Genomic DNA, 15,906 nt, shown 5'->3' on the forward strand with positions numbered 1-15,906 from the left:
ACAAACTATTGTTTCAATATTTCTTCAACAGTAATTGAAGATAATCTTTCCTCCATAATTTTTTGTAGAAAACAATAAGTTTTTCTAACAGAACAATATTCTGTTGCACATCGACTACAATACTTATCCGGTTCTAAACATCGGTTTATCTTAATGGTAGGTTCCATCAATTTTATAATATCTAATAAGTTAATCTGCGCTTTGTCTTTCGCAATGGAAAATCCACCATTTTTTCCATTCTATACATTTATCAATTTTTCATTTTCTAACTTTTTGGTTACCTTTAATATATAATGCTAAGGGATACACAAATTCTCTGGTAACTCTTTTGAAGTTGATTTGCCTTGTGATGTAGCTAGATATAAAACAATTCTAATTGCATAGTCTGTTGTTATATTCAATTGCATATAAATCCTCCAATTTTTCTATAACCAAACATGTCAGGGTATGTATATCGCAAAAAAACAAACGGATTTTTCACCCTTTTATTTAATGGTTTATAATGTACACATTTTTTACCAGTATCTTCTAAGCTTAAATATATGGCTTATTAAGTCATTTAATATGATAATACATAATTTTCCAAAAAACAATAATTTGGTAAAAAATGTGTACTTTTTATTGAAAAAACGTTATGATTTAATTTTTTATCTATTTATTTAAAGTATTATGATTTATATGTAATAGGCTTCTGCCTTCACATTTACCAATTTTTATTCACTTACCATAATTGATAGATTTCATCAAATTCTTTTCCTTATGTCTTATTAGTGTTAGCAATATCGGTGTTACAAATATGCTCATTTTATTTACATACACCTTAGAAGCATAAAAGAAAACACCTTGCGGTGTTTTATAACGTATCTAGGATTTCCTTCATTCGTTTTGCTAAACCCTTGATTGCTGTAACGCTTAAGCTGCATACAGCAACACGAATTCCCTTATTTACCTTAACGGTAAAGATATGCTCCTTCATTAAAGCTTCATGGTAGCAATCACGTGTTTCATTATCCATGGCTACTGTTACAAAGAAGCCCTCTTTATATGGATAACATGCCAGTCCGCATTCCTTAGCTTCTTTCATGAAGATATCGCTTCGCTCCTTCAATAAAGCAATATACTTTGCTTTTTCCTTTATATAGGCTTCTACATTCGTTGTAGTAACTTGCGTAAAATTATCCATGGCAGCATTAGGAATATTCGACCATGTTGCTCTTGCGGCTTTTTCAAATACGATTTCTACATCTCGTACAAGCTGTTGTGTTTTCGCCATTAAAATCGCCGCACCACAACGTAAGCCATAGGAGGTTAAAGATTTACTGCAACTAAATGCAATCACACACATCACTTTTTCATCGAAAGCGTCGAAGCAAGAGATATAATCACGACAATGCTCTAAATCATAGGAATAATCAATATAGGCAATATCATTTAACAATACAACCTCACCATGCTTTGCACAACTATTTAAGAAAGCAACGATTTCCTTCCATTCCTCCATGCTTAAGGAGTAACCGGTTGGGTTATGGCATGGATCATTGATGACCACCAATAGCTTCTTTTGCTTCTGCATGACTCTTTCACATACCTCTTTAAAGCTTTTCATATTAAAATGATCGTCTTCAAACAAAGAGTAAGTAGCAACCTCTACATTATTCATGGCTGCCATCAAACGATAAGAACCCCATGCAATTTCCGGAATTACCAGTGTTTCTCCCTCATCTAATATTTCTTGTACGCTTAGCGCAACAGCTCCGGTTCCTCCGGGTGTCGCAATCACGCTATGTGCTAATGCCGAGCGATTTCCTACAACCCATTCATACACCTGCTTGCGAAAAGACTCGTTTCCAACAAAGCTGGAGGCATAAGCTGCCTTTGTTTCCTTAGCAATCTGATTGTAGGGTGTAAATACACTATCGAAGGCTACGATGCTGCCTTCTTCATTATATAAAGAACCAATGGTCGCATCGACAACATTTTCTGCTCCGACACGCTCCTTATCCTCCTTTGCTTTTTTAACAATCGCAAATACGGTATCCTCAATCGGTGTCTTATCTACCTTACGTTTTACAAAGCTCATGCTAATCCCTTCCTTTCGTTTCATATAAACCAAGTATTTTTACTTGCTCGCAAACTTCATTCAATTCCGCTAATAACTTCTTCTCTTGGGCTTCATGAATATTGCCGTCAATTTCAATATAGAAATAATATTCCCATGGCCGCTCTTTTATAGAACGGGAAATAATACTTTGCATATTAAAGCCATATTTCGCAATCAAATTCATAGCCGCAACCAAAGCCCCTGCCTTATGTGGCACAATGATAGCCAGACTGGAGCGATTTCCTTTGGTACACAAGGCTTTTCCAAGAATCAGAAAACGGGTTGTATTTTGATCACTGGTGTTGATATTCTCTGCCAAGATATCCAAGCCATACAGCTCTGCATTTTCCTTAGCTGCGATTGCAGCCTTACTTTTGTCCTGCATTCTTGCAACATATTCTGCTGCTAATGCGGTATTTGGATAAGGAATCAGCTCATAACCGCGCCCCTGTAAAAACTGCTTGGATTGATGAATGGCTTGATCCTTAGAATATACCTGCTTGATATCCTCTAAGCATGATCCCTTGATACCCAATAGGTTTTGTGATATGCGTAAATCATAATCTCCTTGCACATAGACAGGATATTGCATCAACAGATCCAATACTTCTCCGACCTCACCGGTGTAGCTGTTTTCAAATGGTACGATACCATAGGCAATCTCTTGGTTGACAACCGCTTTAAATACCTCTTCAAAAGTCGCATAGCGTTTTTTCTTTAGATCCGGAAAGATGCGGTTGGCTGCGATATGCGAGAAGGCTCCCTCTACTCCTTGAAAACCAATCACATCATCGTATAAAACCGATTTCTGATAGGCTCTGGATACTCCCATCAGCTGTTTCATAAATTCATGATAGCTTGCTTTATATTTTTGTTCTTGAATATAGTTTGTATTATGCTCGATAACAAAAGCTTCACGTTTTTCATCGAGTACAGGTAAGTGATGCTCCTTCTTGTATTTCACAACTTCTTCCACTGCCTGCATACGTTTTTCAAACAGCTGTGCCATGGCTTCATCGACTTCGTTGATGGTTAAGCGTGCTTCTTCCAGCTTTGACATAGTTTCACTTCCTTTGGCTATTTCTTGGTTATTATTATATCGCATTTCTTTGGGTGTTGTGCAGAAGATTTCAAAATCGTGATGGCTAGATGGGAAAGAAAAAGCACCTTTCTGTCGTGATTGATGCTTTCCTTCTTATTTGTTAAGCTGATTTTGTTTGAAACAGAGATTCTCTTGCGTAGGTGTTTTTCCAATCATTGCTAAATTCTTCTACTGCAATGCTTGTTCCCGGGTGCTCGATCATTTGAAATAATACATCTGTTGAAACCGTAACGGCATGAATACCTGCTTTGATCAACTCATGAACCTGTCGTGTGTTTTTAAAGCTTGCGCCTACAATTTTCGATGGAATATGATGAACCTTTAGCATCTCGATCAAATCCTTTACATTTTCAATACCGTTTCCGTAATTATCCATTCGATTGACATAAGGTGCCAAATATTCGGCTCCGTTTAAAGCAGCCAAAAAGGCTTGATCCGCTGTGTAAATTGCGGTTGCCAAAGTTTTGATTCCTAATTCCTTACATTTTTTGATTGCTCTTAGACCATCTTTGGTAACCGGTATTTTTACATAAATATTTTTCTTACGAAGCGCATGAATTTGTTTAACCTCTTCAAGAATCCCCTCATAATCTGTTTTAACAACCTGAATGAATAGCAGTTGCTCCGGCTTCAAGATGTCCGTTAGCTCTTGTATGACGATGCTTGGATCTTTTCCGGATTTGGTGATAATCGAGGGATTGGTCGTAATACCTGTAATGGTTAATAGTTCATTTAGCTGTCTGATCGCTTCGATATTTGATGAATCAATAATCAGTTCCATAGTATCATCTCCTTTATACCATACACTAACTTTAATGAATTGCTTTTATTTTACCATTTTTACTTCTGTAAGTAAAAAACAGCTACCATGAAAACACATTAAAACAAACGCTTTGAAAGCTCTCGATATTTTTGCGCATGGTATTCATCTTTTTTATTTTCATACTGTAGAGAAATATAGTACGCACACATCGCTTTTTGTTCATTTTCCATAGTCTCCATTTTTTGTTTCAGCTCATTGATATATGCAGAACTGTTTTCAAAGAATATCTGAAATAGCATTTGTGCTTCATGTAGTATCGAAGCCTGCTGAATACTTTCTTGAATAGTACCTAATAGTTTTTTACATCTTTTCTCATCTTGTTCAAACAAATAGTGTTGAAACATTTTCGTTAAGAATTCTTGATTTTGAAGAGGTTTCTTAAGAATTGGATATAATCGTTCAAACTGTTCATTGATTTTCTTTTTATCTCTTTCCATTAGATACATATTTAATCGAATATTTTCACGATTATATGGTTTTATCAACATTCTTGTTGTTATCGAATCCAATTCCTTTTCTAGCTTTGAAAAATTCTGCGTTTGAATGAATCTGAAAATTTTTCTTTGCTTTAAATAGCGCAATATGGAAAATACTGCTATCAATAACAGCAAAATTCCTATACTTATTAAAATATTTTTATCCTCCATAGCTACGCTCCTAAACGGACAGTACTTCAATAATCGTCATTTGATTATCTAATTTTTTTAAATAATCAACAATCTGTGTAAACCACTCCTTAGGGAGAATTTCAAAATACTTCTCAAAGCTTTTTAATAATGTACTTGTTTTTTGTCCATAATAAACGGCACAGGCAGCTACCAGCAATAATTCATCACTTTGCTTACCATATTTTTTAAGAATACAAAGAGGGGCTAAAATTCTTTCGTTTTCCCCTAATTTACGATCTACATCTCTTGCATTCCTTTCAATCGTATCAACAATTGCTTTATTTTGAAATTTCGCAACAGCCATTTGAGAAAATTTTGCTTGTTCATCAACATCAATTTCATATTCCTTACAAATACATGCGTTTAATTTTTGTAAGATGTTATCCATACACATAGTAATTTCCGAATCATTTGCCGCTTTTGCATATTCTTCATAGCCTTTATAATATCCCAAATATGTAACAACAGCAGATAAGCAGTTATAGGTATAAATTTTTCTTTGCATCAAACTACTCAAATTTTTTTCAGCTACTGTATGCTTATAGGGAAGCTGATGTCCCAAAGATACAACATCGTATGGTAAATAATCTAAATCCTCACTAAATACATCTAATGAATTTTCCTGTTTTAAAGTGGTACAAAAAACAATCGTCTCTGCTAGATGAACTCGTTTATCTTGACATAACGGAATTAGATAGTTTTTCGTATGAACTCCATTCTCCGCTGTTAAAATATCAACATCACCTTTTTGACGTATAGCCAAAGCTTTTTGAATCAGGGGAACTAGCGAATCTAAATTCTTTTGTCCTACACTAATCATAACTAAGTCTGCTTGTGCAAGAGCATCGAGTCCTTGTTTGGAATCTACTGTATATGCTTTAAAATTATCCAATGTTAATGTTTCTCTTTGCTTACCAAAGAAAATATTATATTTTTTCTCTTGTTGCAGCCTTTCTATCAGCTCTGAATCAATATCTAAAAAAGTTACTTTTTCATCTTTAAAAAAACGATTCAAATATCCTCGTCCGGTTTGTCCGGCACCAATCAACACAATATTACTCATGTCCCTTTACCAATCCTTGTTCTTTTATTTGCTCAACTGATTTTAAAATTTCATGATATAAACGCTCTGTTTTATCTAATCCACACACTGTTTGCAACACATATTCGATTCCCTTCTGTTGTCGAAGCATTTTGAGCTTTACTGCTTCCACATCGCTTGGTTCATCAAAATAGAGTGCTTTTGCAATGGTATCTATAAGTGTTTTCGGATAAATACCATGCTTCAAAGCCATTCTACATGGTGCAATTAGACGATCTTGTGGTCCAAGCTTTCGAATTGGATCTTTCCCATGACGAATCACTTTATCTACAATCGTCCAATCACAATACTTGGCACGTGCTTTTTGGGAAAATTCCATTTGTTGTTTTTCATCTACACCTAACTCGGCGACTAATATTTGATTGATTTCTTTATATGCATCATCTAATAAAGCACTAATTTCTAAACTGTTGGCAGCTTCTGCTAGAATTTCATATCCTAATAAATATCCGCTATAAGCAATTACTGCATTGCTTGTATTGTTGGTATACATTTTTTGTGTCAAGAAGTTACCAAATTCATCTAATAATTCAACACATTGGATTTTGGGAATCGCTTCTTTTATTCGTGAACCGTCGATTGGTAAGTACCAAAAGTTTTGTACCCAAACATCTTGAGGATAAAGCTTTGCTAATTCTTCATCTGGTTGTGTTGCTGTACGCATTAAAACAGCTTCAGAAACACCGATGAATTCCTCAAATAAGTTCTTATTCTCTTCATTCAAAAACTTCAACATAGCTGTTTTAAAGGTATTTGCCGCATCTCTCCAATTTTCACAAACAATGATATTCTTTATCTTTTTTTGAATACCAAACCGATTGAAAATATCAGCTAAACTTTTTGCTACATCTGTTAGGTGATTCCCACCTACCGATACAAATGCGATATCCGATTCATAAAACGTATGATAGATACTTTCTTTTTCATCAAATAAATATGCTTTAATATGTGTAACATCACTATCAAGTGATTCATCTCCCAACACATGAACATGATATGTTTTCTTTTCATTCAAAACAGATACAATAGGCTCATAAACATCTACAAATGTAATTTCAAAATCGCTTAAATATAATAATTGACCTAGAAACCCTCTGGCGATTTTCCCTGCTCCAAATAGAATTGATTTTTTCATTATTTCCTCCTAGATTATTTATTCAAACTGCGTAATCAGAAACCTTGCTTATTTGTGTTTTTAAAAAGAAGAGGCTGTTAGCCCCTTTAGTTTTCTTTTGCGATTTTTGTAAATACCTGTGCACGCCTTGTCAGCTCTGCATAGTTTTCTTGAGCTATCATTCCCTTATCAAGCAGTCTTCCGCTAATCCCTGCCGAACAATATCCGGCCTTCAAGAAATCAGCATAGTTTTCTTCATTGACACCGGCTGCTGCCATAAATTTTACATGATTGATCGGGCCTTTGACATCTTTAAGATATTTTAAACCAAGCCAGCCTGCCGGAAATACTTTTACAATATCTGCGCCGGCATCATGCGCTTGTAAAATTTCAGTTGGTGTTAAAGCCCCGGGAATGGAAACCAAACCTAATTCCTTGGACTTTTTTATTACCTCTAAATTTACATTCGGAGATAAACAAAATTCTCCTCCTGCTTCCTTTGTTGCAACTACATGCTCAACACATGTTACCGTTCCCGAACCGATTTTCATATCCGGAAAGTTTTCTTTTAACATCTTTATTGCTTGTCCTGTTTTTGAAATTGCGCTCGGATCAGCTTGATCAAATGTTACTTCTGCCATCATAATTCCACCTGCATGCAACGCAGTAATTAAGTGCAATAGATCATCGCCATAAATTCCTCTGCAAATGACTAGTGTTTTATGATCTTCAATGAATTTTACAACCTCATTCATAAATTCTCTTCCTCCTATACATATTTAGCAACATCTTCTTCTGAATCCGAAACCACTACTCTAAAAAACACCTTAATGTTCTTATCAATTAAATTTCTTAAATCTTTATTTTCTGCTTCACTCGTAGAAATATTTTTATACAATGTTTTTCGTCCGGCTTTAGCACCAATTCCACCCACATTTACAAAATCCAATTTGATTCCCGCATCAGTTAATGCTACTAGGGCTTGTGGTGTTTTCACAAGAATGAATTCTTTTTTTCCATTATCCTCACCATTCAAGTATTCAATCGCATCTTGTGTATTTAAAATCTTTAAACTGATTTTAGCCGGTACACTTGATTTCATAATCATTTGAATAAACGTATCTTTAGCAACTCCATCATCTACAATAACGACTTCATTAGCCGAAGCATGTTGAATCCATTGTGTCATCACCTGTCCATGAATCAAGCGATCATCTATTCTTGTCCATACAATTTGTTTCATAATATTCTCCTTTTTCTATCCCAAAGAATTCTAAAATATGATCTACTGCACAGCTTGTCATCTTGTTAATAGCCTCCACACTAACAGCTGCGGTATGAGGGCTTAGCACCACATTATCTAATGCCTGAAATTTTTCATTGATATGCGGTTCTCCATCAAAAACATCTGTTCCATATCCATATATTTCATTATTTTCCAATGCTTCAAGTAATGCTTCTTCATCAACCAAAGATGCACGTGCGGTATTGATAATAACAGTATTTTTATTCATCAAACCAATTTCTTCTTTTCCTATAAGAGGAGTGCCATCAGGATTTCCCGGAGCATGCAACGTAATAATATCTGCTTTTTTAAATATTTCCCTAGGCTCTAATACTTCAATATTATTTTCTTTACAATATGCTTTATCTAAGTACTTATCATATCCCAAGAAATGGCAATCAAATCCTTTTAAACGTTTAATCACTTGGCGCCCGATGGCCCCTAAACCAATCACACCAATCGTTTTATGGCACAAATCAAGTCCTGTTTCTTTTTTCCATTCCCCTTGTTTTAAGTTTGCATCTACATTAGAGATATGGCGAATCGTTGCTAACATTAACCCAACAGCATAATCCGCAACGGCTTCGGTATTACAATTCTTAGTTACCGTTACTTCTATATTTCTTTTTTTCGCTTCCATTAAGTCAATATTATCAATTCCAACACCATAACGTGAAATAATCTTCAATTGATCTGCTTTTTCCAATACTTTTTTACTAACTGTATCTGACCCTAAAATAATGGCATCGACCCCTACTACCTCTTCCATCATTTCCGCTTCATTCATAATATGATGATATCGATTTCCAACTACCTGCCAACCCAACGACTCCATGAATTTCTTTGGTTTCGGATCGAATTTACCAAAGCTATTTGATGTAATTAAAACCTTCATATATGATCACTCCCTATACAATACCAATCAATCCACCAATAATACTAACAACGAAAATACCTAATATTACTTTATTGATGCTTACCTTTTTCTTAGTAATCAGCCAAAATACAAGCATGATTACTAAGAAAGGAAGAAGATTCAAGGCTACTGCATCAAAAATATCGGTTTGTACATTTAACGGTTTTTCACCAAAAGCAAATTCTAATGGTGTTGATAGCTTTACGGTATTCGCTGCTAATGCCCCGATGGTGATTGCCCCAAGTGTAGTAATCATAGTCATGAATTTTTCCATGCGATTTCCATTAAAGAATTCGGCAACGAACATACTTCCCGATTGATACACCTTATTGAATAATGTATAGCTAATACCCCAATTCAGTCCTAATGTAGCTACCATGTAAAAGATCGGAGCCAACAAATTTCCACTTTGACCTAAAGAAATTGCGATTGATCCGATAATCGGAATCAATGTTCCTTGACGCAAGGTATCTCCGATTCCGGCTAATGGTCCCATTAGAGAGGTTTTTATTGCACTAATCGCTTGCCCGTCAATTTCTGCTCCATTTGCTTTTTCTTCCTCCATAGCAATTGCCGCTCCCAAAATCACCGGTCCGACAAGCCCGAATTCTGAATTATAAAACTCCATGTGTCGTTGACATGCTTCGATTTTTCCTTCCGGATCATCTTCATATAACTTTTCAATTACATTTCGCATTCCACTGAAGAAACCCGGTGCTTGAAGGCGTTCATAGCTACAACAAGCCTGTGCGAAAATTTGAAATTTCCAATATGCTTTATTCAAGTCTTTTTTAGTTAATGCAACTTTTTTTGTAGCCATGATTTAATCCTCCGTTTTAAATTTTAATTCTGCATATACGTATGCAAACACACCTGCAAAAATAGCGATAATCAGCATACCTAATCCGGAATACGTCTGTAAAAAGAAGCCTAATACAAAGAATAGCAGAATTCCACTTCGTGTATTTAACATTTGCAATAACATCGCAATACCGATAACAGGCAACAATCCACCGATTACACTAAGAATATGTAATGGTGTACCTGATAACATTTCAATAGTACTCTGTACTACCGGCGCTCCTAAATACACCAATAAAGCTACTGGAATTGCTGTTACAAGATAGGCAAAAATTTGTGTAGGCCACAATTGCCAAAACGCCATTTTTTTGGTATCTCCGATTGCCGCATATTTATCCATTTTATGTACGAAATAAATATTTACCGTTTGACGTAACGTCCAAATCATCGTTCCCATAATCCCCAATGGTACAGCAATAGCGATTGCCGCTTCTGCTGTTGATCCGGAAGTTAAAGCAAGTGCGGTTCCGACAATACCACCGATACCGGCATCGGCAGGTAAGGTTCCACCGGCATTTACAAACCCTAAATATAACGTATTGATAGTTGCTCCAATGATACATCCTTGAACAACATCACCTAAAATCAAACCGGTTATCGTACCACATACAACCGGTTGACGAATAGATACACTTCCCAAGCCTGTGAGCGGTGGTGTTCCGTTATTCGTCAAATAATAAAGTGTACCTAACAAGATTGCTTGAATAATTGAAATCTCCATGTCCTTCTCCTTTTCTATATTTGAATTTTATCTCTTATACTAATGATACTTTGATTTCCAATGCTTAAACATACATCTTTTAGTTCTTCTAAGCTCCTATAAGAAGCACTTGTTGCAACCTCCAACAGCATTGGTAAATTCACACCTGTTACGCATTCGACTTTTACACTATTCCCCAATTCATGCAAGCTTCTTGCAGTTACGTTTGATGGACTCCCACCAAACAAATCTGTTAGAACCAATACTCCATCGCTTTGCGATTGTACATTTAAACGAACAATCGCTGCTTTTACTTTTTCCTTTAATTCATCTACATCATCGCCATGATATAGACCATAACTTTCGATCAAAGGAGCCTCCCCCATAATCAATGCCGCGCTATTTAATAGTGCTTTTGCTAAATCCCCATGTGTTACTAATAATAAAGCTACCATATATACACCTCCTCTTTGTATGCAAAATACCGCGATAATTTTTACATTCATATTGTAGTAAAAACATAATTCGTTGTAAAATCTGACAGTTTTTTACACATTATCAAATCTGTGTATCTCTGATAAAGCCTTTAAATAAGCACTATATATAAAATATACTAAGGTTATCAACCAAGTAAAAACACACATAATTACACTCTATCTACGAATTTCTTTCGCGAAATTGTAATATAAGAAGAAAACAACTTCATAATTTACACAATTTTCTTGCAAAATTTCCATATTTTTCTGTTATCCTTTGTATAGGAGGTATTCTCATGGATAAAAAGGAACACATCTTTCAATATATTCATAAAGACACCCTTAGCAAATTAAATAAACAGGAATATAAGGAGCTTGGTATTGATACTTTAAAAATCAGTCTTGATTTAAAAATGGATCGAGCAAATATCTCAAGAATATTGAATCAGCTCTATAATGAAGGGCGCTTAATTAAAACCAGCACTCGCCCTGTACTTTATGTCGATCGTTCTTCTTTAGATAATTATTTACAGGATTCTTTTATTCCTTCTATTATTCCTAAAGACAAAGAGCTTCAAGATTATCTAGTAAACCAAAGCAATCCCATAAAAGCTGATTCCATAAACAGTTTTCATCGTTATATCACCAATCCTCGACATTCGAAAATGTATGAACCAATCAAAAAAGCAAAATCTGCAATTCTCTATCCAAATAGATTGAATATTCTAATTTTTGGAGAACGTGGTTCCGGTAGATTTCAATTTGCAAAATCATTAGCGAATTATGCAAAAGAAGCTCAGGCTATTGATCCAAAATCAAAGCCAACGATCATTGAGTGTTTAAACTACAATGTTACTAACGAACAGAGCTTTCTTAAGTTAATCTTTGGAGAATATAATATAAAATCAAATATATACAAACGCGGAGTATTTCAAACAACTCAAAACAATATTATTATCTTCAACAATATTGATAATCTTCCTGCAAATGCACTCAGTGCTTTATATAATGCCATTTTAGATAAATCCTTTGTTCCCATAAACTCTAATAAAATGATAGAGCTTAAATCATTAATTGTAGCTACTTCAACCTCTCAAGCCATTTTAGATAACATTGATATACGTCGATGCTTTCCGATGCTCATTGATATTCCTAATTTATATGATCGATCCATCGTCGAAAAAATCGTAATTATTTTACAATATCTACAAGATGAAGCAACTTTAATTGATAAAACCATTCGTATTTCAAAAGATGCACTAAGTTGCTTTGTCATGTCAGAATATAAAGGTAATTTAGCTCAGCTTCGCTCGGAAATTCGTCAGGCATGTGCAATGGGATATCAAAACTACATAAATGAGAATTCGTTTTTCATAAATATTGAATTCGATGAAATATCCACCTCTGTGCTTACTAATATCTTCAACATTAATGAAAGAATAAACGAATTAAACGATACTCTCAATTTATTCCATAATGATTATTTGTTTTTCTCTCCTTATCAACAAAATTCCGAACTCTTATTGCTATATGATTTAAACAGAGCTCCTAATACAGAAGATATTTCAAATGTGTGTCTGATTGATGAAGAACTTATCAAACAATGTATTGCAGATATTGATGCCGCAAGCAGCATTCAACTAAACTCTATTCGTTCCGTTTTACTTCAAAAAATTTATGACTTAATTTACCCTATTGTAAAAAATCATTCCATTTGTAAGAATGAAAACTTATTGTATGGGCTTCTTCATCACATTTCTAATGAAACCAATCGCTTAGCACTCGGTCAACAAAGCTTCACTTTCTCTAGTTTAACGAGTAAAATTGCTAGAAAAAATGATTATGAATATGCTAATGAAATCAACCGTATTATTCAAAAGGAATATGACATTGAACTATCTGATGCTGAAATTGACTATATTGCAACTTATCTATATTTATCAAGTCAATGGATTGATAAAAAATATATTCAATTATTGATCGTATCCTCTAATAAAGATATAGCTAAGAATTATGCCGATTACATTAACAGTCAATATTTTAAATCCTATACATCTTATTTAACATTTACACCAGAACAAGAAGATAACCAAATCGCACAATCAATCGTTGATAAAATGCATACAATTGATAGAGGAAAAGGAGTAATTATTGCAACGGATAGCCCCACTATATCGAAAATCAACAGTTTAATTGCCGAGCAATACCAAGGAGAATTTACTATAATCACGGATATGTCCGTACAAAAGCTCGTTTCTATTGCTGAAAAAATTGAATCTCTAGGTGTAACAATACAATCAATGAATGTTTTTGATGATTTAAAAACCACAAAAAGCACCAGTCAAAATATTGTAGAGCCCCATGCTAAAAATTTACTACAAGATATTCAAAACAAGCTATTATCGGAATCATTGATATTTCTAAATCCTGAAAAAGCTTGCCAAGCCTTGTTCAATATCTTATTAAACATCATAAATGATTTATCAATTCCATATAGTGATGATTTGTTAATCAAGTTTCTATTTCATACCACATTTGCATTAGAACGCTGCATTCGAAAAGAACCTTATACATATCCTAAAGCCCGCTATCTCATTAAAGAACATTCTAAGCTTTTTAATGTTATTGATAAAAATTTTAAAGTTATTAACGAAATATTTGCAGTTCAAATACCTACCAGTGAAATCGGATTTATAATTGAAATTTTTCTGCCTTATTTAAACGCACCTCAATAAACGATACTCACCATCAATAATTTATATACTCAAGAGTATAATACTTATAAGTATATAATTGAACGGAGGAAATAGAATGTTAGATAGAATAGAAGAATTAAACTATCTAAATGAATTATATGATAGTGAGAAGTTTGAATTTTTAGTGATGTACAGTCGAAGATGAGTTGGAAAATCAACATTGCTTCAAGAATTTTCAAAACATACAAATGCTGTCTTTTTTCCCGTACGTGAAAAAAACGATACAGCTTCATTTTGATAAACAATTTATTACACCATTTAAAAGCCGGGAAGATGCTTTTTCGTATATTGGTCATAAGGTGCAAGATCGAACTGCCCTCATCATTGATGAATTTCCATATATCATTGAAGAAAATCCTTCCGTAAAATCACTTCTACAACATGCTATTGACCATAGTTGGAAGAATAAAAATATCTTTTTAATTCTTTGTGGTCCCTCGGTTAGTGTCATGAAAAATGAAATCATGGAAGAAAAAGTCCACTGCATGATCGCCAAACCGCAACCTTGGAAATAACTCCATTCGATTATTTAGAAAGCAGTAACTTCTTCCCTAATTACAGTAATGAAAACAAGTTGATCGCTTATGGTATTTTAGGTGGTATTCCAAGATATTTGGAAGCCTTTGATGCGAATAAATCAATTCAAGAAAATGTAGCTTCTAAAACTCTTTGAAATAAAAGTGATAAAAAGCAATCTTTATGGAATGTAAATTCACATCTAGTCCTTGCCTTATGAAGAATATATCGACTTATCGGCTTATCATACTTTCCACTCAAAATTTAGGAAACAACGCCTCTACTTCTTGCATTTCTTTACACTTTGTATTATGATATAAAAAATGGAGTGATCACTTTGGCAAATAAAAAAATGTATTATTTTAGCTGATATCGTTATAAAGCCAGCAATGAGTGGTTATTTTCCATATACTTTATAACGAAAACAAAAGCATCTATCGTAAAAGATTGATGCTTTTTTCTTTAAGAAGAGAGGGTTAGTATGAAGCTACATGTAGATTTAAAAGAAAACGGATACGATATTTTGGTAGAGCATGGAATTCTTGCTCATATCCAAGAGGTTGTTGATTTAAAACGCAAGGTCATGATCATTACCGATGAAAATGTACCTAAAGCCTATACAGATACGATTGCCAAACAATGCAAGGAAGCCTATATCGAGGTTCTTTCGGCAGGAGAAGCCAGCAAACAGCTATCTACCTTTCAAGCACTTTGCGAGAAGCTTTTAAACAATCACTTTTCCCGCAAAGATTGCGTGCTTGCATTAGGCGGAGGTGTAATCGGTGATGTAAGCGGCTTTGTCGCTTCTGCCTATATGCGAGGGATAGATTTCATTCAGGTTCCAACAACAACGCTATCCCAAATTGATTCCAGCATCGGAGGCAAGGTCGCCGTAAATTTAAATGAAGTCAAAAATATCATCGGTGCATTTTATCAGCCACGCAAGGTCATCATTGATCCCGACACCTTACAAAGTCTGCCCAAACGCCACTATATCAATGGCTTGATCGAAGCTTTAAAAGCCGGTTTAATTTATGATGCTTCCCTATTCGAGCTATTTGAAAGCGAAGATATACAAGCGGTCTATGACACCATCTTATACAAGGCACTCTGTGTTAAAAAAGCAGTTGTGGAAAAAGATGAAAAGGAACAAAATCTACGTAAAATCTTAAACTTCGGACATACGATCGGACATGCGATTGAAAGCTACTATCACCTAGAGGAATACCTGCATGGAGAATGTGTCGCCATGGGAATGCTTTATTTTATAGACGATCCCAGCCTCAAACAGCGTGTGTTGCGTGTATATGAACGCTTGGGCATTCAAAAGGAAACAAGCTTTGATCCAACAAGCATCTATCATTTACTTTGTAACGATAAAAAAGCCAGTGGCAACAGCGTTACCTGCGTGCATGTAAAAGAGCTTGGCAAAGCAGAACTGATCGAAACACCACTTGAACTATTGAAAACAAAGCTAGGAGGTTAA

General features: G+C 34.6%; 15 protein-coding genes and 1 pseudogene. 3 read left to right on the forward strand and 13 right to left on the reverse strand.

The genetic code is table 11. From position 1 onward, the window contains the following. Nucleotides 1–5: 5 nt before the first annotated feature. From EUBDOL_RS11930 to EUBDOL_RS03615, 13 genes and pseudogenes are all read right to left on the reverse strand, one after another. Nucleotides 6–224 (reverse strand): annotated as a pseudogene (locus EUBDOL_RS11930) (Rrf2 family transcriptional regulator); the annotation flags it as partial. A gap of 629 nt (nucleotides 225–853) precedes the next feature. Next, nucleotides 854–2,080: a pyridoxal phosphate-dependent aminotransferase gene (locus tag EUBDOL_RS03560; RefSeq protein ID WP_022419733.1), complete on the reverse strand. Its 1,227-nt coding sequence runs from the start codon at nucleotides 2,078–2,080 to the stop codon at nucleotides 854–856. 1 nt (nucleotide 2,081) lies between these two features. Then, nucleotides 2,082–3,161, reverse strand: a complete 1,080-nt coding sequence (locus EUBDOL_RS03565) for a chorismate mutase (protein WP_040463029.1) — start codon at nucleotides 3,159–3,161, stop codon at nucleotides 2,082–2,084. 142 nt (nucleotides 3,162–3,303) lie between these two features. Beyond that, nucleotides 3,304–3,984, reverse strand: coding sequence for a transaldolase family protein (locus EUBDOL_RS03570; RefSeq protein WP_004798573.1), 681 nt, complete (start codon nucleotides 3,982–3,984; stop codon nucleotides 3,304–3,306). A gap of 98 nt (nucleotides 3,985–4,082) precedes the next feature. Then, the gene (locus tag EUBDOL_RS03575) at nucleotides 4,083–4,673 is read right to left on the reverse strand and encodes a hypothetical protein (RefSeq protein WP_004798574.1); all 591 of its coding nucleotides are present in this window, start codon (nucleotides 4,671–4,673) and stop codon (nucleotides 4,083–4,085) included. 10 nt (nucleotides 4,674–4,683) lie between these two features. Next, nucleotides 4,684–5,757 carry a mannitol dehydrogenase family protein gene (locus EUBDOL_RS03580; protein ID WP_004798576.1) on the reverse strand — a complete coding sequence of 358 codons (1,074 nt, stop codon included), beginning with the start codon at nucleotides 5,755–5,757 and terminating at the stop codon, nucleotides 4,684–4,686. Beyond that, complete coding sequence (locus tag EUBDOL_RS03585) at nucleotides 5,750–6,931, reverse strand: mannitol dehydrogenase family protein (protein ID WP_004798578.1); 1,182 nt, start codon at nucleotides 6,929–6,931, stop codon at nucleotides 5,750–5,752. The genes EUBDOL_RS03580 and EUBDOL_RS03585 overlap by 8 nt, the downstream gene beginning before the upstream one ends. Nucleotides 6,932–7,017: 86 nt before the next feature. After that, on the reverse strand, nucleotides 7,018–7,665 hold the full coding sequence (locus EUBDOL_RS03590) for a bifunctional 4-hydroxy-2-oxoglutarate aldolase/2-dehydro-3-deoxy-phosphogluconate aldolase (protein WP_004798580.1): 648 nt from the start codon (nucleotides 7,663–7,665) through the stop codon (nucleotides 7,018–7,020). Between the two features lie 14 nt (nucleotides 7,666–7,679). Next, complete coding sequence (locus EUBDOL_RS03595) at nucleotides 7,680–8,153, reverse strand: PTS sugar transporter subunit IIB (protein ID WP_004798581.1); 474 nt, start codon at nucleotides 8,151–8,153, stop codon at nucleotides 7,680–7,682. Next, complete coding sequence (locus tag EUBDOL_RS03600; protein ID WP_004798583.1) at nucleotides 8,122–9,090, reverse strand: phosphoglycerate dehydrogenase; 969 nt, start codon at nucleotides 9,088–9,090, stop codon at nucleotides 8,122–8,124. The genes EUBDOL_RS03595 and EUBDOL_RS03600 overlap by 32 nt, the downstream gene beginning before the upstream one ends. A gap of 13 nt (nucleotides 9,091–9,103) precedes the next feature. After that, on the reverse strand, nucleotides 9,104–9,931 hold the full coding sequence (locus EUBDOL_RS03605) for a PTS system mannose/fructose/sorbose family transporter subunit IID (RefSeq protein WP_004798584.1): 828 nt from the start codon (nucleotides 9,929–9,931) through the stop codon (nucleotides 9,104–9,106). Between the two features lie 3 nt (nucleotides 9,932–9,934). Then, the gene (locus EUBDOL_RS03610; RefSeq protein WP_004798586.1) at nucleotides 9,935–10,693 is read right to left on the reverse strand and encodes a PTS mannose/fructose/sorbose/N-acetylgalactosamine transporter subunit IIC; all 759 of its coding nucleotides are present in this window, start codon (nucleotides 10,691–10,693) and stop codon (nucleotides 9,935–9,937) included. A gap of 14 nt (nucleotides 10,694–10,707) precedes the next feature. After that, complete coding sequence (locus tag EUBDOL_RS03615; RefSeq protein ID WP_022419725.1) at nucleotides 10,708–11,127, reverse strand: PTS sugar transporter subunit IIA; 420 nt, start codon at nucleotides 11,125–11,127, stop codon at nucleotides 10,708–10,710. 317 nt (nucleotides 11,128–11,444) lie between these two features. Between EUBDOL_RS03615 and EUBDOL_RS03620 the strand changes: the two genes are divergently transcribed. From EUBDOL_RS03620 to aroB, 3 genes are all read left to right on the forward strand, one after another. After that, a complete protein-coding gene (locus tag EUBDOL_RS03620) occupies nucleotides 11,445–13,883 on the forward strand; it encodes a PRD domain-containing protein (protein ID WP_004798589.1) in 2,439 nt (812 codons plus the stop codon). Nucleotides 13,884–14,113: 230 nt separating this feature from the next. Further along, nucleotides 14,114–14,419 (forward strand): ATP-binding protein, encoded by a 306-nt coding sequence (locus tag EUBDOL_RS11710; RefSeq protein ID WP_235713688.1) that lies wholly within the window; start codon nucleotides 14,114–14,116, stop codon nucleotides 14,417–14,419. A gap of 482 nt (nucleotides 14,420–14,901) precedes the next feature. After that, nucleotides 14,902–15,906, forward strand: a complete 1,005-nt coding sequence (aroB, locus tag EUBDOL_RS03630; RefSeq protein WP_004798593.1) for a 3-dehydroquinate synthase — start codon at nucleotides 14,902–14,904, stop codon at nucleotides 15,904–15,906.

Origin of the sequence: Amedibacillus dolichus DSM 3991 (genome assembly GCF_000154285.1) — a bacterium.
Taxonomy (GTDB): Bacteria; Bacillota_I; Bacilli_A; order Erysipelotrichales; family Erysipelotrichaceae; genus Amedibacillus; species Amedibacillus dolichus.

Bases quoted from the DNA above. Each gene is read 5' to 3' on its own strand.
- EUBDOL_RS03560 (WP_022419733.1), bottom strand. From the start codon at position 2,080: ATGAGCTTTGTAAAACGTAAGGTAGATAAGACACCGATTGAGGATACC.
- EUBDOL_RS03565 (WP_040463029.1), bottom strand. From the start codon at position 3,161: ATGTCAAAGCTGGAAGAAGCACGCTTAACCATCAACGAAGTCGATGAA.
- EUBDOL_RS03570 (WP_004798573.1), bottom strand. From the start codon at position 3,984: ATGGAACTGATTATTGATTCATCAAATATCGAAGCGATCAGACAGCTA.
- EUBDOL_RS03575 (WP_004798574.1), bottom strand. From the start codon at position 4,673: ATGGAGGATAAAAATATTTTAATAAGTATAGGAATTTTGCTGTTATTG.
- EUBDOL_RS03580 (WP_004798576.1), bottom strand. From the start codon at position 5,757: ATGAGTAATATTGTGTTGATTGGTGCCGGACAAACCGGACGAGGATAT.
- EUBDOL_RS03585 (WP_004798578.1), bottom strand. From the start codon at position 6,931: ATGAAAAAATCAATTCTATTTGGAGCAGGGAAAATCGCCAGAGGGTTT.
- EUBDOL_RS03590 (WP_004798580.1), bottom strand. From the start codon at position 7,665: ATGAATGAGGTTGTAAAATTCATTGAAGATCATAAAACACTAGTCATT.
- EUBDOL_RS03595 (WP_004798581.1), bottom strand. From the start codon at position 8,153: ATGAAACAAATTGTATGGACAAGAATAGATGATCGCTTGATTCATGGA.
- EUBDOL_RS03600 (WP_004798583.1), bottom strand. From the start codon at position 9,090: ATGAAGGTTTTAATTACATCAAATAGCTTTGGTAAATTCGATCCGAAA.
- EUBDOL_RS03605 (WP_004798584.1), bottom strand. From the start codon at position 9,931: ATGGCTACAAAAAAAGTTGCATTAACTAAAAAAGACTTGAATAAAGCA.
- EUBDOL_RS03610 (WP_004798586.1), bottom strand. From the start codon at position 10,693: ATGGAGATTTCAATTATTCAAGCAATCTTGTTAGGTACACTTTATTAT.
- EUBDOL_RS03615 (WP_022419725.1), bottom strand. From the start codon at position 11,127: ATGGTAGCTTTATTATTAGTAACACATGGGGATTTAGCAAAAGCACTA.
- EUBDOL_RS03620 (WP_004798589.1), top strand. From the start codon at position 11,445: ATGGATAAAAAGGAACACATCTTTCAATATATTCATAAAGACACCCTT.
- aroB (WP_004798593.1), top strand. From the start codon at position 14,902: ATGAAGCTACATGTAGATTTAAAAGAAAACGGATACGATATTTTGGTA.